This is a genomic window from Acinetobacter sp. Tol 5 (genome assembly GCF_019702905.1).
GTDB lineage: Bacteria > Pseudomonadota > Gammaproteobacteria > Pseudomonadales > Moraxellaceae > Acinetobacter > Acinetobacter bereziniae.
Genome location: NZ_AP024708.1, coordinates 4,234,009 through 4,258,449, shown reverse-complemented (window position 1 = coordinate 4,258,449; position 24,441 = coordinate 4,234,009). Strand labels below are relative to the sequence as shown.

Sequence of the window (24,441 nt, the reverse complement as noted above, 5' to 3'; positions counted from 1 at the left end):
CTGTAAAAAATTAAGACCAAATACAGCTAGTTTGTGTTATTTGTTGGGGATAAAAAAATAATAGGAAATGTATCGTGCTTAGACTATATCGTAAGCAAAATAAGGGGTTGGTAGGAGTAGATATTAGTTCTACTACTGTAAAAATTTTAGAGCTCTCTGTTAAGAACGGTCGTTACTGGGTTGAAAGTTATGGATTAAGTCCGCTGATTGATGGGAGTGTGGTTGAAAAAAACATTCTCAATCCAGAAGCAGTTGCAGATGCATTAGAGCGAGCAGTCAATCTTGCTAACCCTCAATCGCAAAATGTAGCTGTTGCTGTACCTACTTCTATGGTGATTCATAAAATCATAGAAATGGATGCAGATATGTCCGATGAGGAAAGAGAAGTTCAGATTCGAATGGATGCTGAACAATATATTCCTTTTCCTTTGGATGAAGTGAGCTTAGATTTTGAAGTATTGAATGATAAGTTAGCCAATCCGAATCGAGTGAATGTACTTTTGGTGGCGACACGTGCTGAAAATATTGAGTCTCGTGTTGAAGTTCTGGAAATTGCAGGCTTATCTCCTAAAATTGCAGATGTAGAAAGCTATGCCATAGAACGTGCATTCGATGTCTTTTCAGATACTTTACCTATCGGGGTTAATCTTGTTGGGATCTTAGATATTGGTCACACCATGACCACATTGTCTGTGATGCAAAAAGGTAAGATTATTTACACGCGTGAGCAGGTGTTTGGGGGCAAACAACTGACACAAGATGTGCAAAATCGTTATGGTTTATCTTATGAGGAAGCCGGTCGTGCCAAGAAAGACCGCACCTTACCCGATGATTTTGAAACTGAAGTGTTAATGCCGTTTTTAGAAGCTGTGGTTCAGCAAGCAGCGCGTTCATTACAATTCTTCTTCTCCTCCTCACAATTTAATGAGATTGATCATATTTTGCTGGCAGGTGGAAATGCAAATATCCCAGGTTTGGCAAAATTATTACAACAAAAATTAGGCTATCGAGTCACTGTTGCAAATCCATTTTTACAAATGGGTTTTTCACCCCAAATTGACTTAAGAAAAATAGAAAATGATGCACCATCACTCATGGTTGCATGTGGCTTAGCGTTGAGGAGTTTTGATTAATGGCAAAGATTAACTTACTCCCTTGGCGTGACGAGCTAAGAGAACAGAAAAAGAAACAATTTGTGGCAATCTGTGTGGGTGTTGCATTGATTGGATTGGCAACTGTGTTATTGGCATGGTTTTATTTTGATCATAAGCTTGAAGATCAAGAGCAGGCCAATCAGTTGGTTACTAGTACCAATCAAAACTTAGATATGCAATTAAAAACTTTAGATGGATTGCAAGAGCGTCGTAATGCCATTATTGAGCGAATGAAGTTGATTCAAGGTTTACAAGGACAACGTCCTGTGATTGTTCGCTTGGTTGATGAATTGGTTCGTGTCGTTCCAGCACAAATGTACATCACGAAATTCAGTCGTGTTGGGGATAAATTTACCATCGAAGGTAAAGCTGAAAGTCCGAATACCGTTGCTGAATTATTGCGTGGTTTGGAAGCTTCTGAATGGTATAGAAATGCTTTTATGAATTCATTCCTAGCTGCAGAAGAAAATAAAAATCAAGCTCAAACATCCGTGATTCCTCGAGTAGAAGAGTCTTATGGAAGCTTTGTGGTCACTGTAGATTTAGGGGAAATCGCTTCTGTAGCAGATGATAGTGCAACAAAGGCTGAACAAGTTCCAGCTGCTGGGGGTGCGAAATGAGTCGTGAAGATTTTGAGCAATTAGATTCATCGGTAAATGATGCTCCAAAAAAGAATAAAATGACAGTTGAGAAATTTTTTCAACAGTTCAATACTTTGGATATGAACAACTATGGTAGTTGGCCGCTATCGGTAAAAATTACTTGTTGGATATTTTTGTTCTTTGTGGTTTGTGCAATTGGCTATTTTCTTGCGGTGAGACCGAAGCTGGATGCAATTGATCAGGCACGCACAGTTGAACAGAATCTACTGAATGAATTTAAAGAAAAAGACTCTAAGTTACGAAATTTGCAACAATATCAAGCCCAGTTACAACAAATGGAAGCCAATTTCAATCAACAATTGGAACAGTTGCCAAAAGAAACTGAAATTCCGAGTTTGGTTGAAGATATTAACGTGACTGGGGTGAGTTCAGGGCTAAAATTTAAAAATATCAGACTTGAACCTGAAGTGAAGCAAGAGTTCTTTATTGAACAACCTATTTCCATTGATGCGACAGGGGATTATCACTCATTTGGTACTTTCGTCAGTAGCGTCGCTGCTTTACCACGTATTGTTACTTTGCATGATTTCACCATTACAGGAACTGCCAGTGAGGATAAAAAATCTGATGTTCCTGTGATTGACTATACCATTAAGGCAAAAACCTATCGCTATATTGGTGCTGATGAACAGAAAGCTCAAAAAACTGTGAATCAGACAAATCCAGCTGCACCATCGACACCACAGCAAGGAGGGACACCACAATGAAAAAACACAATAAAATAATCTGTGGAATCTCATTCACTTTGTTGTTGGTTGGTTGTGACTCTAGGATTGATGCCGTCAATCAGGAAATGGCAAATATTCGTAGTCAAACACCTTTGCCGATTGAACCAGCACCTGTATTTAATCCTGTGCCAAGTTTTAATTATTCTGCACAACAATTGCGTAGTCCATTCTTACCAAGTTCGTTGGCAAATGAATTAAAGGTGATGTCAGGAAAACGAGTGTATCCGAATTTCTCTAGACAACCGCAGCCACTTGAAAGTTATCCTTTAGAGTCGTTAACACTGAAAGGAAGCATGAAGGGCAATGCAGGACAAACGGTAGGCTTAATCCAAACACCAGATGGTGAAATTGAACGTGTTCAACTGGGCAATTACATGGGGATGAATCAGGGTCGAATTATTGAAATTACACCGACCCGTATTGATTTATTGGAAATTGTTCCAGATGGTCGAGACGGTTATATCGAAAGACCACGCAGTCTAGTTCTAATTGGTCCAGTGGATTAAAACGGAATAAAGGAATAAAAATGAAAAAGAGTTTGAAAAATATCTTGATTGGGGATGGTAAGTTTATGAATAGTCAACTTCGTCAATTTACTATGGCGACGGTCGCAATTGCAATTACACAAGTTGCAGCAGCACAAACCACGATGACCAACATTGTTTCGATGAAAATACCGGGGCAAGGTACAGAAATTCGTGTCATGTTTAATGGTCTTCCTCCGCAGCCACAAGCCTATCAATTGGATAATCCATCTCGTTTAGTATTGGACTTTGACAATGTTAAACAAAATATTAGCCAAGCATCTATTCCCGTAGCGAGTGAGGAAGCTTCAACAGTTGATGTCGCTGCAGATGATCAACGTTCTCGGTTAACAGTAAATTTAAAAAATAGTGGCGCTTTTACAACACGTGTAGAAGGCAATACTTTTATTTTAAAAATTAATAATGCCAATCAAGCACCGAGCTTACCAAGTTATGTATCTCCGACGGTCAATAAGCAAAATCAAGGGATTGCTGATATTGGCTTCCAACGTGGAAATACTGGCGAAGGACAAGTAATTGTGAGTCTTTCGGGTGCAAATACCCCGGTGGATGTTCAGCAGCAAGGTAGTAAGGTCGTTATTCGAACATTGGGAAATAAAATTCCTACACATTTATTGCGTCGTTTAAATGTCAATGATTTTGCAACACCTGTCTCTAGCGTAGACGCTTATAACGAGGGTTCCAATGGTGTCATCACCATTCAATCATCGGGTAGCTATGAATATATGGCTTTCCAAGCTGAAAATAAATTAACAGTCAGCTTGAAACGACCTGCAGAAAATAAGGTGGCTCGCCCAAGTTCAAGCCAATCTTATACAGGCAAGAAAATATCGCTAGATTTCCAAGATATTGAAGTCCGTCGAGTGTTGCAGTTATTGGCAGACTTTACTGGCATCAATATGGTGGCTGCTGATTCGGTACAAGGCAATATCACCCTGCGTTTGAAAGATGTGCCTTGGGATCAAGCTTTAGACATTATCCTAAAAACAAAGAATTTGGATAAACGCCGTAATGGGAGTGTGATTTGGATTGCGCCTGTAACTGAGTTAATTAAAGCGGAAGAGGATGAAGCAAAGGCATTAGCACAAAGTGTAAAATTAGCACCTATTCAAACTGAATATATTCAGCTGAATTACACCAAAGTGGCAGATGTTTTGAAATTACTGGAAGACTCTCGAAATCCGAAAGGGGCAGAAGCAAATCGAACCACCAATACAGAATCTTTAGCATTGGAAAGTCTTTTAAGTTTAAGAGGCAGTGCAGTAGCTGATACACGAACAAATACTTTAATCATCAATGATACTGCGAATAATATTGATAAAATTCGTAAGATGATTGACTTGCTTGATGTTTCTATTAAGCAAGTCATGGTTGAAGCGCGAATTGTACGTGCTACAACAGATTTTACCAAAGAAATGGGCGTGAAATGGGGTATTTTATCTCAAGGCATCACCAAAAATAATGACCTTTTGGTGGGAGGGAGTGATCAAACCCTATGGGATTTAAGAACGCCAGATGATGATGGTAAATATACCATTACACGACCTGATAACTTGAATGTAGACCTTGGTGTTACAACAACGGGTGCGAGTAAAATAGCTTTTGGTTTAATCAGTATGTCTGATTTTATGTTGGACTTGGAGTTATCTGCTTTGCAATCTGATGGGTATGGTGAAGTCATTTCAACACCTAAAGTGATGACTGCTGATAAACAAAAAGCCAAAGTTTCATCAGGTCAACAAATTCCTTATCAAACAACACAAACTGCTGGTGGTGCAGCAACAGCAACCACATCATTTAAAGATGCATTATTAAGTCTGGATGTAACACCTAGCATTACCCCTGATGGTAAAGTGCAAATGCAGCTTAATATTACCAGCGACTCACCAGCAGGCACAGCACCTAATGGAGAAATTATTCTGAATAAGAATGAGGTTAATACCAATGTCTTGGTGGATAATGGTGAAACTGTAGTTTTGGGTGGGATTTTTGAGCAAGAAACTAAAAGCAGCCAAACTAAAGTACCATTCTTAGGAGATATACCTTATCTTGGGCGTTTATTCCGTAAAGATCTAAAATCTGATAATAAACGTGAACTGCTAATCTTTGTGACACCAAGAATTGTTAATGACAGTCGTACGAGAAATCATTAATATAGTTTCAATGAAAGCAATTCGATAGGTGACTCCTTGCCAAGCAAAGAGTTTGAAACCCTGCCAAATATTTATTTGGTAGGGCCCATGGGAGCGGGAAAAACAACAGTCGGTCGGCATCTTGCGGAACTGTTAGGTCGTGATTTTTTAGATAGCGATCATGAAATAGAAAGAAAAACAGGTGCATCCATTCCTTGGATTTTTGAAAAAGAGGGTGAACAAGGTTTCCGTACTAGAGAAACCATCGTCATTGATGATTTAACCTCCAAAAAGAATTTAGTTGTTGCGACAGGAGGCGGGGCTGTCACGCAAGCCATGAATCGTGAATATCTCAAGCATCGGGGTATTGTGATTTATTTATATACACCTGTAGAAATTCAATTATTGCGTACACATCGAGATAAAAATCGTCCCTTGTTGCAAGTGGAAAATCCTGAAAAAAAATTAAGAGATCTGCTTAAAATTCGTGATCCATTGTATCGAGATGTTGCACATTATATTATTGAAACCAATCAGGGGGCTGCACGAGACTTGGCGCTGAAAATATTGCAGTTGATTGTTTCAAAAGAAATTGTTTAATCGGTAAATCTTTATTCATTGTTATTTGGCAGGATCATGCAAACTTTACATGTTGAACTGGGTGAACGTCGCTATCCAATTTTTATTGGAAGTCATTTAAATCCTCAAGAGTTACTTGAACCTTATATTAAAGGTCGTCAAGTGATGGTGGTGACCAATAGTACTGTTCAGCCTTTATATTTATCGCATTATGTTGAAGCGATTCAACAATTGGGTAAGCAAGTTGCAACATGTGTCCTACCAGATGGTGAAAAATATAAGAATATTGAACATCTCAACTTGATTTTTGATGCTTTACTTGAGGCTGGTTTTAACCGTGATTGTACGGTTTTGGCTTTGGGTGGCGGTGTGATTGGGGATATGGCTGGTTTTGCCTCAGCCTGTTTTCAACGCGGTGTTTATTTTATTCAAGTGCCAACCACACTGTTGTCCCAAGTGGATTCAAGTGTCGGTGGAAAAACAGGAATTAACCACCCACTCGGTAAAAATATGATTGGTGCATTTCAGCAGCCTCAAGTGGTTTTAGCGGATATGGCACAATTGAAAACCTTACCTGCACGGGAGCTTTCAGCTGGCTTGGCAGAAGTCATTAAGTATGCGTTGTTGGGAGATGTGGAATTCCTCACTTGGCTAGAAGCACATATGGATGGTTTAGTTGCTCAAGATCCTGAGTTATTGGCAGAAGCCGTCTATCGTTCTTGTGCACATAAAGCCCGCATTGTGGCCAATGATGAAAAAGAACAAGGTGAGCGTGCGCTGTTAAATTTAGGGCATACTTTTGGTCATGCCATTGAGTCTTATCTCGGTTATGGGGTGTGGTTGCATGGAGAAGCGGTTGCAACGGGCATGGTGATGGCTGCGGATTTATCTCATCGTATGGGCTGGATTTCATTTGATGATTTAGTGCGTACAAAAAAAATCATACAACGTGCGCAATTACCTGTAGCATGTCCACAAATTCCATTAGATGAATTTTTGGCTTATATGTCGCATGATAAGAAAGTGTTAAATGGTCAACTTCGTCTAATATTGATGAAACAACTCGGGCAAGCTGTCATTACCAATGATTTTGACGTTGAGTTGATGAAACAAGCGATTTTAGCAAATCAAATATAGAAAAAGGTTCGTGTTCAAATGGCAGCAATTCGTACAAATTGGCAAAATATTCGACAATATATTTGGTTGGTTGGTGGATTGCTGTGTCTGGTGATTGCCGTGATTTTTTGGGCAGTTACAGATACTAAAGAATTGGTCACTGTAGAAAATCCGATTGAAGAGACCCAAGTCCAGATTCAACCAGAAAAAGTGGCGGCTACTGCACATTTGGGCGCTTTAATGGATGAGGTGCGTCCACTTGAAATGACCACTCGTGTGGTGACTGCAGGTAATCACGATGCTGAATTTCGTGGAACAAAGTTTTTTCAAGAGAATAAAAAAGCTTGGACAATCGAATTGTTCAAAGCTTCAAATGAAGATGTCATTCAAAGTTTTTTACAAAAACAAGCCGATCGTAAAAATTTTATCTATTTCCGTTTAAGTGGCGAAAATCAAACAGAACAGTATGTTTTAGCTTATGGATTATTTAAAACGGATGATCAGGCGAAAGCGCAATTACAACAGTTAAACCTCAAATTGCCTGCATCGATACATCCTCAATCAATTCAATTTGAGAAGTATAGCGCTTTGGTGAATGATTTAGGCGCAGATGAAATGGCAAGCGCCAATAAACTTTATGAAGTTAAATTGAAGTCAGCCCCGTTGCCAGTGGTCGATGAAACTGTATTGGCTCAAGCCAAATCAGCTTTATCATCATTGACCAATTCTTCTGGTGCAAACAATGAAACGACCAAGACGACAATTACTCGTCGTGATGCCTCGGGCAAGGTTGTTGATGTGCAAAAATCAAATTCAACCACTCAAACATCCTCAGGGATAAAAGAATCGAGTGGCGCTGCAACTGAAAAGAAACCTATAGAGCATGAAGTGAGTGATCCATTTAATTAAATGAGCGCTAAAATGAAGCAAAATAGATCGTGAGATTTATAATTTGCACAAAAATGGTGCTAAAAATGTATTTATAAGAAACAGCTAATTTTAATCAATATCTTTATTTCACTGTATTTTAGCGATTTGGTGAACAAAAAATAAAAACTGGCATATGTTTTGCTTTATTGTTGCGCTAATTGAGTTGATTGTCCCTATTTTGGAGCGAAATGATTTAGTTGGTGTGCGATTTTAAGTCATGATTGGTGCTTTATTTCAGTGCGAAAGCTGTAAAACAATTTTGCAATTAAAGTAAAAAACGGACTGGTATTCGATTTAGACTAAGTGTTTACTTGGTATACGAAAATACTTAAAAATCGTAATTGAGTGTTTGAATGTTTTTCGCCCTCATGGGCCTATGTAGAAAGAAGGGTACGCTATGCACATGCCATCGCCTAATACTGTAGCTCCCGCTCAAGGTTTATACCAACCGGATGAGTTTAAAGATAACTGTGGTTTCGGCTTGATTGCCCATATGCAGGGTGATGCGAGTCATGATTTAGTCAAGACCGCGATTCATAGTCTAAGTTGTATGACACACCGAGGTGGTATTGCCGCAGATGGTAAGACCGGTGATGGTTGTGGTTTACTCTTGGCTATGCCGAAAGCATTTTTTCGTGAAGAAGCAAAGAAAATTAGTGACATTACACTGAGTGAAGTATTTGCAGTCGGTACAGTATTCTTAAACTTAGATCCTGCTCTTGCAGCGCATGCGAAAAAGATTCTCACTAAAGAAATTGAGGATGAAGGTTGTCGTGTGATTGGCTGGCGTGTTATTCCCACAAATAATGATGCATTGGGTTCAATTGCAATGCAGTCTTTGCCTGCGTTCGAACAAATTTTTGTCAACTGCCCAATGGGCGTAACTGAGGTTGAGTTTAACCGTAAGTTACTTATGGCACGTCGTCGTGCTGAACAACAGCTGACTGCTGACCCGTATTTCTATGTCACTACATTGTGCTCTACTGTAATCAGCTATAAAGGTTTGATGATGCCTGCATATATTGCAGAATTCTACACAGATCTTGCTGATGAACGTTTGGATTCACATATCGTTGTTTTCCATCAACGTTTCTCTACCAATACTTTGCCTCGTTGGCCATTGGCACAGCCTTTCCGTTATTTGGCACATAATGGTGAAATCAATACCATTACAGCAAACCGTAACTGGGCTGTAGCACGTACACCAAAGTTCGAAAATCCTTTATTGCCAGGGATCACAGAGCTTAATCCGATTGTAAATCGGACAGGCTCAGATTCGTCAAGTATGGACAACATGCTTGAGCTTCTTGTTGGCGGTGGTATGGACTTATTCCGTGCATTGCGCATGTTGGTACCACCTGCTTGGCAAAACGTTGAAACTTTAGATGCGGATTTACGTGCATTTTATGAGTTCAACTCAAAGCATATGGAAGCATGGGATGGCCCTGCAGGTCTAGTGATTCAAGATGGTCGCCATGCGATTTGTATGCTTGACCGTAATGGATTACGTCCTGCGCGTTGGGTGATCACTAAAAATGGCTATATTACATTGGCATCAGAAATTGGTGTATGGGGCTATGAACCTGAAGATGTGGTATCCAAAGGTCGTGTAGGTCCGGGGCAAATTCTTGTGATTGATACATTCACAGGCAAAATGCTGGATACTAAAGATGTCAGTAATCATCTGAAAAAAATGCGTCCATATCGTGAATGGTTGCGTGAAAACTCAGTTCGTGTGCAAGGTAGCCCAGAACTTGAAGAATATTTATGCGATCAAGGCTTAAAAGGCGATGACCTAAAAGCAGCGCAAAAAATGTTTATGGTGACCTTTGAAGAGCGTGACCAACTATTACGTCCAATTGCGGAAAGCGGTCAGGAAGCTGTGGGTTCTATGGGAGATGACACTCCTATGGCTGTGTTGTCACGTCAGGTTCGCCATGTCACGGATTACTTCCGTCAGCAATTTGCCCAAGTCACCAATCCACCTATTGACCCACTGCGTGAATCTATCGTGATGTCGTTAGAAACATGTATGGGGCGTGAGCAAAATGTATTTGAACAAGGTCCTGAACATGCAGATCGCTTGATTATTTCAAGCCCTGTCTTGTCAAACTCTAAAATGCATCAGATTCGTACCTTGGGTCGTAAAGGTTATGAAATTGCAGATATTGATTTGAACTATCCTGAAACGGAAGGTCTTGAAGCTGCGATCAGCAGAATCTGTGAAGAATCTGCACAGGCGATTCGTGATGGCAAAACTTTATTGGTAATTTCAGACAAGAAAATCCGTCAGGGTTATCTGCCTGCCAATTCTGCTATGGTAACAGGTGCAATCCATCATTTCCTGATTAATGCAGGTTTGCGTACCGATGCCAACATTATTGTTGAAACTGCTTTAGCACGCGATCCACATCAGTTTGCGGTGATCTTAGGTTTCGGTGCTACGGCGATCTACCCATATCTTGCATATGATGTAATCAATGACTTGATTGCAAAAGGTGAGTTATTGGGCGATCCAATCCATGCACAGGCAAATTTCCGTAAAGGCATTGAGAAAGGCTTACTCAAAGTTTTGTCTAAGATGGGGATTTCTACAGTTGCATCTTACCGTGGTGGTCAGTTGTTTGAAGCCGTTGGTTTGTCTGATGAAGTCGTGAATAAGTGTTTCACAGGTGTACCAAGCCGTATTAAAGGTGCAACATTCACTGATCTTGAAAATGATCAGAAAAAATTAGCGGAAACAGCTTGGAAATCGCGTAAACCGATTGACCAAGGTGGCTTACTCAAATTTGTATTTGATAAAGAATATCACGCATTCAATCCAGACGTAATCAATGCTTTGCATAAAGCAGTACGTTCTGGAAACTATGCTGACTTTAAAGAATATGCTGAGTTAGTGAATACACGTCCAATTGCTACAATTCGCGACTTATTAAAACTGAAAACTGAGCATTCTATTCCATTAGAAGCAGTTGAATCGGTTGAAGAAATTTTACCGCGATTTGACTCAGCAGGTATGTCTTTAGGTGCTTTATCTCCTGAAGCGCATGAAGCGATTGCAATTGCAATGAACACTATTGGCGGTCGTTCAAACTCTGGCGAGGGCGGTGAAGATCCTGCACGTTATGGCACGATCCGTAACTCTAAAATTAAGCAGATTGCTTCTGGTCGTTTTGGTGTAACACCTGCATATTTAACATCGGCTGAAGTTTTGCAGATTAAAGTAGCCCAAGGTGCGAAACCGGGCGAAGGTGGTCAGTTACCTGGCGGTAAAGTGAATGGTCTAATTGCTCGTTTACGTTACTCAGTGCCTGGTGTGACCTTGATTTCTCCACCACCACACCATGATATTTATTCAATCGAAGATTTATCACAATTGATTTTTGACTTAAAACAAGTCAATCCTCAAGCGATGGTTTCGGTGAAACTGGTTTCAGAGCCTGGCGTAGGTACAATTGCTGCTGGTGTTGCTAAGGCATATGCTGACTTCATTACTATTTCGGGTTATGACGGTGGTACAGCTGCTTCGCCATTATCTTCAATTCATCATGCAGGTTCACCATGGGAATTGGGTCTTTCTGAAGCGCATCAAGCACTTCGTGTCAATGATTTACGTGGCAAAGTTCGTGTACAAACAGATGGCGGTTTGAAAACGGGGCTAGATGTTGTAAAAGCAGCAATTTTAGGTGCGGAAAGCTTCGGTTTCGGTTCAACACCAATGATCGCTTTAGGTTGTAAATACCTGCGTATTTGTCATTTGAACAACTGTGCAACAGGTGTTGCAACGCAACAAGATCATTTACGTCAAGAGCATTATATTGGCGAGCCAGAAATGCTGATTAATTTCTTCCACTTTATTGCGGAAGAAACTCGTGAATGGTTGGCAGCACTCGGTGTAGCATCATTAAAAGACTTGATTGGTCGTACTGATCTGTTGGAAATGTTGCCAGGTGAAACAGAAAAACATGCGCACTTAGACCTGAGTGCATTGTTAGAATCGCATCCATCTGCGGAAGGGAAAGCACAATATTGCCAAGTGCAAGGCAACGAGCCGTTTGATAAAGGTATCCTTGCTGAGAAAATGGTGGCTGAAATGTTACCTGCAATTGAAGCAAGTACTGGTGGTGCGTTCCATTTCACTGTGGGTAATTGTGACCGTTCGATTGGTGCGCGTTTGTCTGGTGAAATCGCAAAACGTTATGGCAACTTGGGTATGGAAGCACACCCAGTTAAAGTGAATTTAACCGGTACAGCAGGACAATCATTGGGTGTTTGGAATGCGGGTGGTTTGCATATTAGCCTTGAAGGTGATGCAAACGATTATGTTGGTAAAGGTATGGCAGGTGGTCGAGTTTCGATCTTCCCACCAAAAGGTTCACCATTCCAAACCCAAGAAACAGCGATTATTGGTAATACATGTTTGTATGGTGCGACAGGCGGTAAATTATTTGCAGCAGGTACAGCAGGTGAGCGTTTCGCTGTACGTAACTCTGGCGCATTTGCTGTTATCGAAGGCGCTGGCGACCATTGCTGTGAATATATGACTGGCGGTATCGTGACTGTGCTCGGCAAAGTTGGTCACAACTTTGGCGCAGGTATGACTGGTGGTTTTGCTTATGTACTTGACTTGGACAATGACTTCGTCGATTACTACAACCACGAATTAATTGAGTTAAACCGTATTTCTACAGAAGCGATGGAAGAACATCAAGAATTCTTACTTCGCATCTTAGATGAACATATTGCTGAAACAGGTAGTGCTTGGGCGTACAAGATCCGCAACGAGTTTGATTTCTATAGCCGTAAATTCTGGCTAGTGAAACCAAAAGCTGCTAATTTGCAAACGCTTTTGAAGACAACTCAAGCAGATCCACAATAATTCCACTACTCATATTTTAGGTAGGTGTGGATAACTTCACAGATATACACAAGTGAAAAAGTTATCCACGCTCACCCACGGAGAGAGACATGGCAGAGCGCCTAAATAATGACTTTCAATTTCTGGATGTAGCACGCCAAGATCCAGAGAAAAAAGATATTAATGTCCGCAAAGCAGAGTTTGTGGAAATTTATAAACCTTTTACAGCGGAAGTGGCAGCAAACCAAACCCACCGTTGTTTAGGCTGTGGTAACCCGTATTGTGAATGGAAATGTCCTGTACATAACTATATTCCAAACTGGTTAAAGCTGATTGCAGAAGGGCGTATTTTCCAAGCTGCAGAGCTTTGCCATCAAACCAATACATTGCCTGAAGTCTGTGGTCGTGTTTGCCCACAAGATCGTTTATGTGAGGGTGCTTGTACCTTAAACGATGGTTTTGGTGCTGTAACCATTGGTAATGCGGAAAAATATATCAACGATACGGCTTTTGCTTTAGGCTGGCGTCCAGATATGTCCTCAGTAAAATGGACCGACAAAAAAGTTGCAATTATTGGTGCAGGTCCAGCCGGTTTAGGTTGTGCAGATATTTTGGTACGTAATGGGGTAAAACCTGTTGTTTTTGATAAACGTCCTGAAATCGGTGGTTTACTTACATTTGGTATTCCAGAATTCAAAATGGAAAAGGATGTAATGAAACGCCGCCGTGAGATCTTCACAGGTATGGGCGTTGAATTCCGCTTGAATACTGAAATTGGTACAGACATCACCATTGACCAATTACTTGCAGACTATGACGCTGTATTCATGGGTATGGGAACATATACCTACATGAAAGGCGGCTTTGCAGGTGAAGATTTTGATGGCGTTTATGATGCGCTGGATTTCTTGATCGCCAATGTAAATCGTACACAAGGCTGGGAAAAAGATCCATCTGAATACATCAGCGTTCAGGGCAAAAAAGTCATCGTTCTTGGCGGTGGTGATACTGCGATGGACTGTAACCGTACTTCAATCCGTCAAGGTGCTGAAACGGTCACTTGTGCTTACCGTCGTGATGAAGAAAACATGCCAGGTTCTCGCCGTGAAGTGAAGAATGCGCGTGAGGAAGGTGTGGAATTCCAATTCAATCGTCAACCGATTGAAATCGTAGGCGAAAATGGTAAAGTGACAGGTGTTAAATTTGTAACGACTCAACTCAGCCAGCCAGATAGCCGTGGTCGTCGTAGCCCTGAACCGATTCCGGGTTCTGAAGAAGTTTTACCAGCAGATGCTGTATTGCTTGCTTTTGGTTTCCGTACTTCTCCAGCGGATTGGTTTGCAGGCGCAAACATAGATTTAGATGGTTCTGGTCGAGTACTTGCTGCTGAAAAGCAAGAATTTAAATTCCAAACCTCTAACCCAAAAATCTTTGCAGGCGGTGATATGGTTCGTGGTTCTGACTTGGTTGTGACCGCAATCTGGGAAGGTCGTGAAGCAGCGGAAGGTATTTTGGATTACCTTGATGTTTGATTTTTAAACGCTCAACATTCAAAGACCCATTTCCAAAGCCTGCGTCATCGCAGGCTTTGTTTTTGTCGGAACTTTGTAGGTTTTAGTGACAAAATATAAATCATTATAAAAGCTTTATTTTTATCCTAATTTATTGATTTTTAAATTTTTATCCCATATTTCAAAAAGGTTTTTATCAATGTTTATCTGGCTTTTTTGACATAGTGAGCATTTTTGCTACTTGATGAATGATTCTGCAATATACAAATATTGAGATTGTGCCAATATAGGTTAAATTCAGATAAATGTAGGATTAGACCGATGTCAACAGTTCAAGTGACGGCAGAAAAATCATATCTAAATCGTCCTAAAGCTATTGGTATTAAAGTCCGTAAACCAAGCTTTAACCCTAAAGCCATTCGTAGACATTTTTTTGCGAATTCACCCGTGATGTCACACTTACTCACGGCATTATCTTCGACTTTTCCAATTGGTGAGCAATTCTTTGTGCATAGTGTCCGCAATGTGCGTGACAAAATTACAGATGAAAAATTACAGGCACAAATCGCTGCATTCATTGGGCAAGAAGCGATGCATTCCAAAGCGCATACAGAATTCAATGATGCATGGCGTCGTGATGATTATAACCTCGATAGTTTTCAAGCATGGTTAGCGCGCCGCGATGCATTTATAAAAAGTGTACATCCAAAATTACAGCTTGCAGTCACTGCTGCTTTTGAACACTTTACTGCCTTGTTGGGAGGCTATATTTTGCGGCATCCTGAAGTTTTAAGTACATTGGATGATGATGCGGTCAAACTTTGGGTATGGCATGCCATTGAGGAAATCGAGCATCGTTCAGTGGCTTTTGATGTATATCAGGCGATTTATAAGGATGACCGTACTCGTCGTACAGTCATGCGCAATGTAACCACAGGTTTTGCAAGTTTAACGTTCTATTCTGCAACACGTTTGTTTATGCAAGACTGGAAAAAAAGTTTGCCGAAAGTACCACAAAATATTTTTGGAATTTATATGATTTCTAAGATGCTGATTTCATTGATTCCAGAATATTTGTCTTATTACAAAGCTGATTTTCATCCAGATGAAATTGATTATTCAAAGATTGTTGCTTATTGGAAGGAAAAGTTGGCGGATGATTATGGAATGGAAAGTTTCCAAGAAGAAGTTCATCCACCATTGTATAGTTAAAGATTGATTAGCACTTGAAAAGCCAATGATCTATATTGGCTTTTTTTATTTTTCATTGAGACGTTGATGGATACTTTCTAAAGTATCCACCATAGTACGGGTCATTTGGTCGATTTCATAATTGAGTTTTCCACCGATTTGGACATGTTTAAAGGTGGTCAATCTTAAGGTTTCTGGAATTAAATCCACGGATATTTCATTGCTTTGTCGATCAACTCGATTGACGGTTAGGCTACAACCTTGCAGCCCAATAAAACCTTTTTTAAAGAAGTATTTGATATTTTCATCAGGGATGACAAGATCAATATGTACAGTCTCACCTGTATGGATAACATCTTTAATGGTTGCCATACCTTCAATATGTCCATAAAGATTGTGTCCACCATTTTCCATTCCAGCTTTAATCGACCTTTCGATATTGACTTGATCGCCAATGTTTAAAAATTGTAGTGTGGTCAGCGATGTGGTGAGTGCTGAGACATCAAATGACACCGTATGTAACACGGTATCATAACCTGTTGCGGTTAAGCATGTTCCATCAATTGCAACACTTGCTCCAATAAATATATCGTCGAAAAAGTGATTTTCATTGGAAATATAAAGGGTTGTAAAGTGATCGCTATGTCGGATATTGACCACTTTTTCTAAGCCTTGAACAATGCCAGTATACATACTCAATCTCATTTATTAAGCTGATTTTATTGTACATGTTTCACTGCATTGGCATAGCGTTGAATTTTAAATTTATGTGGAGTAGTGTTCTAATTTCTTATTTTAGAAGACTTAGTATTGCCTTGTTAATATTAAGTCAATTATCTTGAAATGTGACTTCATTTACTGAGAGTTCTTGTGTTAAGGCGCGGTATGAGGCAGTGTTAAAACTGAATCTTTAACACTGCTTTTAAGCTCAAGGTGGATTAAATATCCTCCTTAAATTGTTTGATGATTTTCTGACGTTGCCAAGGTAAAGGGCGATTGATTGCTTCAGGAACATCGCCAGAGGTAGAACGGAGTCGTAAATGGATTGCGGCTTGCGCAATTAAGTTTGCAGATACAGGTGCTGTAATAAAAGCCAATAAGGTAATGAGCAGTTCTGCAAAACCTAAACGACTATTGAATGCGGCATAAATCATACCTGCAAGCAGAAAGCTGCCTAAACCTAAAGTACTGGATTTTGTGGGTGCATGAAGTCGCATAAATAAGTCAGGCAGTTTGACTATCCCGATACCACCCACCAAAGTAAAAAATGCACCAATGATGAGGAAGAATGAAACGATAATTTCCATGATGAGTTGCATATTATTTTCCATGATCGTCCTCCTTAATCAATAACATGACCCGTTGTAAAATAGCGAGCCAGAGCTGCAGTTGAAACAAAGCCAAGCATGGAGACCAAAAGTGCACCTTCAAACATCGAGGTGCTGGCCCAGTAAATCCCCAAAATAACGATTAAGCAGGTCGCATTTAAAAACAAGGTATCTAGTGCCAATAAGCGATCTACAATCGAAGGTCCCATCACCAAACGGATTAAACACAGCAACATAGAGAGCGTGACAGCAACGAGGCAGATGCCTAACGCATAAGGCAGGATACTCATGAGCGTTCTCCTTGTTGAAGGTCAAATATCTCGATTAACGGGACTTCATAGCGTGCTTTAATCGCTTGGATTTCAGCATCCACATCATCACAACTTAAGGCATGAACCAAAATGTCACCACGCTCTTGATCTATCCCCGCACTGACAGTTCCGGGGGTGGTGGTAATAATCATTGCCAACAGGGTATTGACGTGTTCATGATCAGTGTCTAAAGGAATCCGAAACCACTTCGGTTGGAGATTTTTTGTGGGTCCCAAAACCTGTTTTGCGACTTTAATATTACTGATGATAATGTCCCATAGCACTACAAAGAATAATTGAATTGCACTTTTCCAATGAATATTCGGGGTGCAAACAATAAAGGGTTGGATCAATTTGGGAATAATCAAGCCTAGAGCGATTGCAACCACAATGTCAAAACTTTCAGCGCTATGATTCAGCATCAGCCAACTCATTGCCACAATCACCGATACAAAGGGATGTGGCACTATACGGGTCAATAATGATTGATTTTGCATTTATTGCTCCATTGGCTTCAGTTGATTATTTTCCGTATGCTGCTGTTCCTGTCCTTTGATTTGACGTTGCTTATACTCGGAGATATGTTCACCTTGTAGCGTATCTGGGCTAATAATATAAGGAATATAATGCGCGTTTGGATCGACCATTTCACCATTGTATTTGGTTTCAGGAACATAGTTTGGATCGAACGGTTGGACACTAATGGTTTGTCCTTGTTCATCAGTTTTTAAAATACCATGTTGATACAAAGAGGCATCAGTAATTTGTGCTGCTGTTTTTTCAACATAATTTAAAATCGGTGCGGCACAGACGACATAGGCAATTAAACCTGCCAATAGCAGATAAATCGTTTTATCGTTGCGTGGCGGTGCTTGATTTGGCAAAGCTTGATAAGCAGCATAAGCCTCTTCTTTAGGATTATTTTCAGGTGCAGTTGCACGCCAAAACAGAATGAATCCGACGCGGGTAAAAGCAATAATACTCAATAGGCTGACGATTAAAATCACCGCAATAATCCAGCCTTGCGCTGCCATATTTGCAGTGGCTTGCAAAATCAAAACCTTGCCTAAAAAGCCACTAAATGGCGGTAAGCCAGCCATCATCAATGCAATCACAAAGAATGTCATTGCCAATACTTTGTCTTGCTTCATTTTAGGTGCAACTTTGAGGTGATCTTTCATTGCACCACGTTGTGAAGTAATCCAGCCACACACTAAGTAGAACGATGCTGCAATCACAGTACTATGTACAAGATAATATAAACCTGCCGACCATGCTTGTGTATTCAGCATTGCAATAGCAACTAAGATTGTGCCAATCGAAGACAGTATCATAAAGCCGACGAAACGACGCAAACGCTCTGCAGCCAGCGCTCCAATGACCCCATAAAGTGAAGTCAGTAAACCAATCGGCAGTAACCATGTTTGAAGAAAATGTGCAGCTAAAGCATCATTAAATACTGTGCCATTAACGCGTAAAATCGCATACACACCGACTTTGGTCATAATCGTAAAAATGGCAGCAACAGGTGTTGTTGCGACAGCATAAGTTTTTGGTAGCCAAAAACCGACAGGTAACATGGCTGCCTTAATTCCAAAGACCACGAACAGCAGTAAACCACCCGCTACGGCTAGTCGATGTTGATCGTTGTCTAAAGTCGGTAACAATCGTCCTACATCTGCCATATTTAAACTGCCCACACTGCCATAAATCATCCCTAATCCAATCAAGAACAGGGCAGAAGCAAGTAGGTTAATCGTGACGTAATGTATACCAAGTTGAAAACGTGCTTTGCCTTGACCATGTAATAGCAATACATAAGACGCCATTAACAATATTTCAAAGAACACGAAGAGGTTGAATAAATCACCTGTTAAAAATGCACCACTTAATCCCATCAGCAATAGATGGAACATGGCATGGAAGTAGCGACCACGCTCATCCCATTCCTTACTGGCAAACCATAAAATTGGGGTTGCAAGCGCGTAGGTAAGCACCAACATTAATGCGGATAAACGATCAAGCACCAAGACAATACCAAATGGTGCGGACCATTCAGCCAATTGATAAACAAATATTTTTCCAGTATTGGCTTGAAGCAGATAAGCAATAGCAGTCGCAAGTCCGAGAACAATAGAAACTAAACTCAGACCACGACGCCAAGGCTGCCGCCAATCATGTTTTAAAGCCCCAGAACCAGGATTGCCCAGTAAAATGAGTAAGAAACCAGTAAATGCTGGAATCAACACACTCATAATCGGAGAGTGAGCATACCAAAAATCTAAAAAGCTGCTCATTACGGCTCATCCTCACGTGGGTCAAAACTACTTGGTTCCTCTTTTGCATCGACATGGTCAGTACCCGATTCATATCGGCTACGCAATGCCAATTGCACAATAAAAGCTGTGGTCGCAAAGCCAATCACAATTGCTGTGAGTACCAACGCTTGTGGTAAAGGATCAGTGACTTTTGTTGCCTGAATGAGAATGGCAGGTGAGCTGATTTGTATTCTTCCCATTGCGAATAGAAAAATATTCACGGCATAGCCAATCATTGCCAATCCAAGTACAACAGGAAAGGTACGAGCTCGAAGAATAAGGTAAATACCAGAGGCAACCAATAATCCAATCGCAGATGCAATTAAAAATTCTAAACTGATCATGCATTACTCCTTGGGTACTGGACCAGACATACTGGAATGTCTAGAATCGCCTAAAACAGAAATGAGTAACATTGTTGCACCAACCACAGTGCCATATACACCAAGATCGAATGCGGCTGCAGAAGCAAGGTGGAATGTACCAAATAGGCTTGATTCAACATAGACATGTGCGCTGGTGAGGAAAGGACGAGCCCATAACCATGAAGCAATGCCTGACAGCCCTGCAATCAATAATCCTAATCCAATCCAGACTTCATAAAGTCGACCAGATTTTGCTCGCAGCATTTTCTCCGCTTGGTCTTGTCCGAGTGCAATGTATTGAATCACCAGTGCCATTGAGGTAATTAAACCCGCAATAAAGCCACCCCCTGGATAATTATGTCCACGTAGAAAAATATACAAACTGACCACCAATGCAACAGGAAGTACCCATGAAGCGGTCATACGGAACATTAAAGGTGACGGGTTAAAACGATAGCTTAATCCTTTTGTCATGGTTGTACCGTGTGTACGCATCCCATCCATCATGCAGAGTGCACCAATCGCTGCGATACCTAATACGGCAATTTCTCCAAAGGTATCGAAACCACGGAAATCGACCAAAATGACATTGACGATATTTGAACCACCACCCAATGGAAGCGACTGTTGTACAAAGAACCATGAAATTGAATTGTGATCACGTGTCATGATCAACCATGCGATCCAACCGATTCCAATACCTCCACCAATGGCAAGCACAGCATCACGCCAACGACGTGTACGGCTTGATTCATAAGGTGTCAATTGAGGAAGAAGGGACAAACTCATCAACAACAGTACGGTGGTGACCACATCTACAGTAATTTGTGTCAGTGCAAGATCAGGTGCTGAGAGTGTCACAAAAATCATGGTGACGACCAGACCAATTGCACCACTAATTAAAACTGCCTTGATCCGTTCATGATGGAACCACAACATCATCCAACATGCAGAGAACAGCAACAACCAAAGGACGATTGCTGTGAATGGTGCATGTGTCAGTTCCCGTGTTCCTGTAGTGAGGTTTTGGTTGAGTAGCGGGGCAGCAACTAAAGCAATACTTAAGGCTAGAATCAGCAACAAATAATTTTGTAATGAACCTGTTTCAGTATTTTTCTTTACTTTGCGGGATAGCGATAACAGATTTTTCAGGAAGTCTTCAAATAATAATTTCCCTTGTAAACGCCCTAAACTTGGGTCAAGGTCAATTTCACGAATTCGTCCACCTTTGGCTAAAGCAAAGTAGAAAATCACACCACCGATGAGGGCAATCGCACTCATCAGTAAAGGCAGATTAAAACCATGCCAAATGGCTAAATGAACACCTTCAAAGTTTGACAGCTTTGTAGAGGCACGTGTTCCTGCATTGACGATATTTTCCACCAAAAGTGCAGGAAGAATACCGACAAGAATACATAACGTTGCCAAGATAATTGCCGGTAAGCGCATGCCAAGCGGAGGTTCATGCGCATTTTTGTTGGGCACATCACGTCCTACATCACCATCAAAAAATACACCATGTACAAGACGTACCGAATAGGCTACTGCAAAGAGACCTGCCAATGTTGCAACGATTGCAGCTAAAACAACATAGCCACCAGATAAGTTCGCCAATAATTCTGTAAAGAACATTTCTTTAGAAATAAAACCATTGGTGAGTGGTACACCTGCCATACTGGCAGCAGTAATCATGGTCAATGTTGCAGTAAAAGGAAGCAGTTGCCACAGTCCACTGAGCTTTCTTAAGTCACGTGTACCTGATTCATGATCAATGATGCCTGCAATCATGAACAAAGCAGCTTTAAACGTTGCATGGTTAATAATATGGAAAATTGCAGCTGCAACAGCTAATGGTGAGCCAATGCCCAATAGGCACATGATCAGACCTAAATGACTAATCGTTGAGTAGGCCAGTAACCCTTTTAAATCTTCTTTAAAAATGGCAAAAAATGCTGCCATACATAAGGTAAATAATCCAATAGTGGTCACGAGATTATGAAACAACGCTGAACCCACAAAAATTGGAAGCAAGCGAGCAACAAGGAAGATCCCTGCTTTGACCATAGTTGCTGAATGTAAATACGCCGATACAGGCGTTGGGGCTGCCATTGCATTTGGAAGCCAAAAGTGAAACGGAAATTGTGCACTTTTGGTAAATGCACCCAATAAAATCAATAATAAGGCAGGAACAAATAAACCACTATTTTGAATTGTTGTTGTCATTGTGGTGAGTTGGTCAATTTGATAGGTTCCTGCAATATGACCAATTAAAATAAAACCACCCAGCATGGCTAAGCCACCCATCCCGGTGATGGTCATTGCCATACGTGCGCCACGTTGCGCTGCTTCGTAATTATTCCAATAACCCACAAGCAAGAATGATGAAATACTGGTCAGCTCCCAGAACACCAATAATATGATGAGGTTGTTTGATAGAGAAATACCCAGCATCGCTGCCATGAATAGCATCAATAATGAATAAAGTTTGCTGAGAGAGTTTTTAGGATTTAAATAATAGTAAGCATAGATATAAATCAGGGTGCCAATACCCGTGATCAGCAATGAAAAAATTAAACTTAATGCATCTAAACGAAAGCTAAAATCAATCCCAATTTGGGGTAACCATTGCCATTGTTCTAAAATGGCATTGCCACTCAATACTGTTTTTGCCTGAGTCAGTAGCAGTACGAAACTGCTTAAACTGACCCCGATTGCCCCTAAAGCTGTTACCCCTCGAGAGAATTGCTTCAGCCATAGGACAAGGGTCGTGCCAAGTATTAACGGTAATAGAATAATAATCGGAAGCACACGCGTATCCATTATCGTGAATAGGTCGTGAAACCTATGTGAATCTTATCTTTCAAGGATTTGAGGAATGCAAGGAACAGTCCAATAACTTAAATCTTGAAAGCCGAGTTAAATTAATGAGTAAAAATCAGTTGTGTTGCGCAACATGAGAAAACGATTAGAAAATCAATTAAGATTGAAAAATCTAATTTGAATTGATTTTTTCATAGTATTACATGCGCAGAATAACATCAATTTATTTTGTCAGTTTTTGCGCAAACATTTGTAATTATACGCTTATGATTGCATTTGGCTGTCTAATCTTTAAGCCATGCGTCACAATCTATAGGTTTTATCGTCCTTGCTAAAAAATCAGTTAAAAGTAAAGAACGTCATGATTTGAGAATGATGAAAAAAATAGAGATTGAAAATTTCTCAACATTCATTCATGTCTGTAAGTTAACGCTCAGATCAAACCCAGTTTAGAGCAATGATTTATGTGAAGATTGATCATCACCTGATTGGATTAAACGTTTCAATTCAGCTTGTTGTTGTTCATTGAGTTGTTGAAATTGTTGAAACAATTGTTGAGCATTTAGGCTCTGCATACTGGGTTCAAGTAAAGGTTGTTCGGTATCTTTGGGAATTTCTTTTAATAAATTTTCATAGATGTGTTGATATTCATCCCATACATCATTGCTTTTAATTTCATGAAGTTGTTTGTTTTCAAGCTTAAAGCACTGATATTCATCCGCTTGCTCTAACAAGGCTTCATGACTTGCGGTTGCAATAATTTGGAGGCGTGGAAATGCCATATTTAAGCGATCCAGAATGAACTGTAATCCGAGTTGATCTAAGTCAACATCAATTTGATCGATCAGCAAGATTCCTTCGCCTTCTTCACATGGATAAAGGCTCAGTGGGTTAAGTAAACACAGTCGACGTACAATATCACCCACCAACGCCAGCCAATTTTTAACGGTATTGGATAATTGCTGATAACTAAAATTCTGGTCTTTATAGGTGACCATAAGTTGTAGTTTTGGTTGGTACTCAAGATAGATATCGGTGATCTCCGGAATAATCGTATTTAGGCTCTTTTTTAATGCCTGTAAGCTAGGCGCGTGTAACTGTGAATGCGCTTGAAATAAAAGATGTTGAAAGTCTTGATCAGAGTGATCAGCAGGCTGTTTTTTTTCTAAAATATTTTGAAATAATTGTGCGAGTTGAGCATTTTCAATATCGCTCATTTCCCTGAACCATTCGAAAAAACGCGCAAATGTGGTGTAAGGAATTGGCACCAGTTCATAGGCGTTATGTGGCTGTAAAACGATTGGATTGTTTTTATTGAGAATATTAACTTCATTGACAAAACGTTCAGCAGGGTAATACGCAAGCATGGGTAATCCTTGTACGGGATCATTTTTAATGACTTGGTTATAACGTTCGACCAACTGTTCGAGTTGCTGTAAATCAACTTTGCTAATGCCTATCCCTGCGCTATTTATAGTTTTATAAAGTTGCCAACGACAACTTTGAGGGGCATTTTCAGTCGTTGCACTACTTTCTGCCAATTGTCCCATTTCGGCTGGAAAGTGGATATTCACATCGATTTTAGATTGAACACGATCTTGCATAATATCCTGATCAAGCATCACGATCCCAGGTGTTCTTAAATCTTTCAGGCGAGCGGGAAACCAGCTCAGCGCTTGATAAATATTCTTAATAATGGCGGTTTTACCGCTGGCTTGATCGCCTACAATGAGCGTAGTCGATTTATTATTTTTATCATTAAAATTTATTTTTAAATCAGCAAAATGGTATGTATGCCGAAAATGAATTGATTCTAGTTTCATAAGATACCTGACATTTAACGGGCAGCGTGAAAATCTATGACGATTCATCTTTTGACTATATGATTTTACA

Annotated in this window: 19 protein-coding genes; 11 read left to right on the top strand and 8 right to left on the bottom strand. The window is 40.3% G+C overall.

Going from position 1 to position 24,441, the window contains the following annotated elements; translation table 11 throughout:
* Positions 1–74 precede the first annotated feature (74 nt).
* From TOL5_RS19750 to TOL5_RS19705, 11 genes are all read left to right on the top strand, one after another.
* Entirely contained in the window at positions 75–1,133 is a 1,059-nt protein-coding gene (locus tag TOL5_RS19750) for a pilus assembly protein PilM (protein ID WP_005034346.1), read from the top strand.
* Positions 1,133–1,774, top strand: a complete 642-nt coding sequence (locus tag TOL5_RS19745; protein ID WP_004825390.1) for a PilN domain-containing protein — start codon at positions 1,133–1,135, stop codon at positions 1,772–1,774. The genes TOL5_RS19750 and TOL5_RS19745 overlap by 1 nt, the downstream gene beginning before the upstream one ends.
* The gene (locus TOL5_RS19740; RefSeq protein WP_121774348.1) at positions 1,771–2,523 is read left to right on the top strand and encodes a type 4a pilus biogenesis protein PilO; all 753 of its coding nucleotides are present in this window, start codon (positions 1,771–1,773) and stop codon (positions 2,521–2,523) included. Before TOL5_RS19745 ends, TOL5_RS19740 begins: the two co-directional genes overlap by 4 nt.
* The gene (locus TOL5_RS19735; protein WP_005034344.1) at positions 2,520–3,050 is read left to right on the top strand and encodes a pilus assembly protein PilP; all 531 of its coding nucleotides are present in this window, start codon (positions 2,520–2,522) and stop codon (positions 3,048–3,050) included. Before TOL5_RS19740 ends, TOL5_RS19735 begins: the two co-directional genes overlap by 4 nt.
* A 20-nt stretch (positions 3,051–3,070) precedes the next feature.
* Positions 3,071–5,242 carry a type IV pilus secretin PilQ gene (gene pilQ / locus TOL5_RS19730; protein ID WP_121774349.1) on the top strand — a complete coding sequence of 724 codons (2,172 nt, stop codon included), beginning with the start codon at positions 3,071–3,073 and terminating at the stop codon, positions 5,240–5,242.
* Between the two features lie 36 nt (positions 5,243–5,278).
* The gene (gene aroK / locus TOL5_RS22555; protein WP_004825383.1) at positions 5,279–5,821 is read left to right on the top strand and encodes a shikimate kinase AroK; all 543 of its coding nucleotides are present in this window, start codon (positions 5,279–5,281) and stop codon (positions 5,819–5,821) included.
* 36 nt (positions 5,822–5,857) lie between these two features.
* Positions 5,858–6,937, top strand: coding sequence for a 3-dehydroquinate synthase (gene aroB / locus TOL5_RS19725; protein WP_004825381.1), 1,080 nt, complete (start codon positions 5,858–5,860; stop codon positions 6,935–6,937).
* 18 nt (positions 6,938–6,955) lie between these two features.
* Complete coding sequence (locus tag TOL5_RS19720; protein WP_121774350.1) at positions 6,956–7,825, top strand: hypothetical protein; 870 nt, start codon at positions 6,956–6,958, stop codon at positions 7,823–7,825.
* A 424-nt stretch (positions 7,826–8,249) separates the two neighbouring features.
* Positions 8,250–12,725, top strand: a complete 4,476-nt coding sequence (gene gltB / locus TOL5_RS19715; RefSeq protein WP_009587183.1) for a glutamate synthase large subunit — start codon at positions 8,250–8,252, stop codon at positions 12,723–12,725.
* Between the two features lie 89 nt (positions 12,726–12,814).
* Complete coding sequence (locus tag TOL5_RS19710; protein WP_004825375.1) at positions 12,815–14,236, top strand: FAD-dependent oxidoreductase; 1,422 nt, start codon at positions 12,815–12,817, stop codon at positions 14,234–14,236.
* 300 nt (positions 14,237–14,536) lie between these two features.
* Positions 14,537–15,427: a metal-dependent hydrolase gene (locus tag TOL5_RS19705; RefSeq protein ID WP_004825372.1), complete on the top strand. Its 891-nt coding sequence runs from the start codon at positions 14,537–14,539 to the stop codon at positions 15,425–15,427.
* Positions 15,428–15,472: 45 nt separating this feature from the next.
* Here the strand turns inward: TOL5_RS19705 and TOL5_RS19700 are convergent, their stop codons facing one another.
* The 8 genes from TOL5_RS19700 to TOL5_RS19665 form a co-directional block, all read right to left on the bottom strand.
* Positions 15,473–16,099 carry a riboflavin synthase gene (locus TOL5_RS19700; RefSeq protein WP_004825370.1) on the bottom strand — a complete coding sequence of 209 codons (627 nt, stop codon included), beginning with the start codon at positions 16,097–16,099 and terminating at the stop codon, positions 15,473–15,475.
* Positions 16,100–16,344: 245 nt separating this feature from the next.
* The gene (locus TOL5_RS19695) at positions 16,345–16,725 is read right to left on the bottom strand and encodes a Na+/H+ antiporter subunit G (protein WP_121774357.1); all 381 of its coding nucleotides are present in this window, start codon (positions 16,723–16,725) and stop codon (positions 16,345–16,347) included.
* A gap of 23 nt (positions 16,726–16,748) precedes the next feature.
* The gene (locus TOL5_RS19690; protein WP_121774351.1) at positions 16,749–17,024 is read right to left on the bottom strand and encodes a monovalent cation/H+ antiporter subunit F; all 276 of its coding nucleotides are present in this window, start codon (positions 17,022–17,024) and stop codon (positions 16,749–16,751) included.
* Positions 17,021–17,542 carry a Na+/H+ antiporter subunit E gene (locus TOL5_RS19685; RefSeq protein WP_005034327.1) on the bottom strand — a complete coding sequence of 174 codons (522 nt, stop codon included), beginning with the start codon at positions 17,540–17,542 and terminating at the stop codon, positions 17,021–17,023. The genes TOL5_RS19690 and TOL5_RS19685 overlap by 4 nt, the downstream gene beginning before the upstream one ends.
* Positions 17,543–19,342: a monovalent cation/H+ antiporter subunit D gene (locus tag TOL5_RS19680; RefSeq protein WP_004825363.1), complete on the bottom strand. Its 1,800-nt coding sequence runs from the start codon at positions 19,340–19,342 to the stop codon at positions 17,543–17,545.
* The gene (locus tag TOL5_RS19675; protein WP_004825361.1) at positions 19,342–19,707 is read right to left on the bottom strand and encodes a Na+/H+ antiporter subunit C; all 366 of its coding nucleotides are present in this window, start codon (positions 19,705–19,707) and stop codon (positions 19,342–19,344) included. The genes TOL5_RS19680 and TOL5_RS19675 overlap by 1 nt, the downstream gene beginning before the upstream one ends.
* Positions 19,708–19,710: 3 nt before the next feature.
* Entirely contained in the window at positions 19,711–22,548 is a 2,838-nt protein-coding gene (locus tag TOL5_RS19670) for a monovalent cation/H+ antiporter subunit A (RefSeq protein ID WP_121774352.1), read from the bottom strand.
* 449 nt (positions 22,549–22,997) lie between these two features.
* Positions 22,998–24,371 carry an AAA family ATPase gene (locus tag TOL5_RS19665; RefSeq protein WP_121774353.1) on the bottom strand — a complete coding sequence of 458 codons (1,374 nt, stop codon included), beginning with the start codon at positions 24,369–24,371 and terminating at the stop codon, positions 22,998–23,000.
* Between the last annotated feature and the right edge of the window lie 70 nt (positions 24,372–24,441).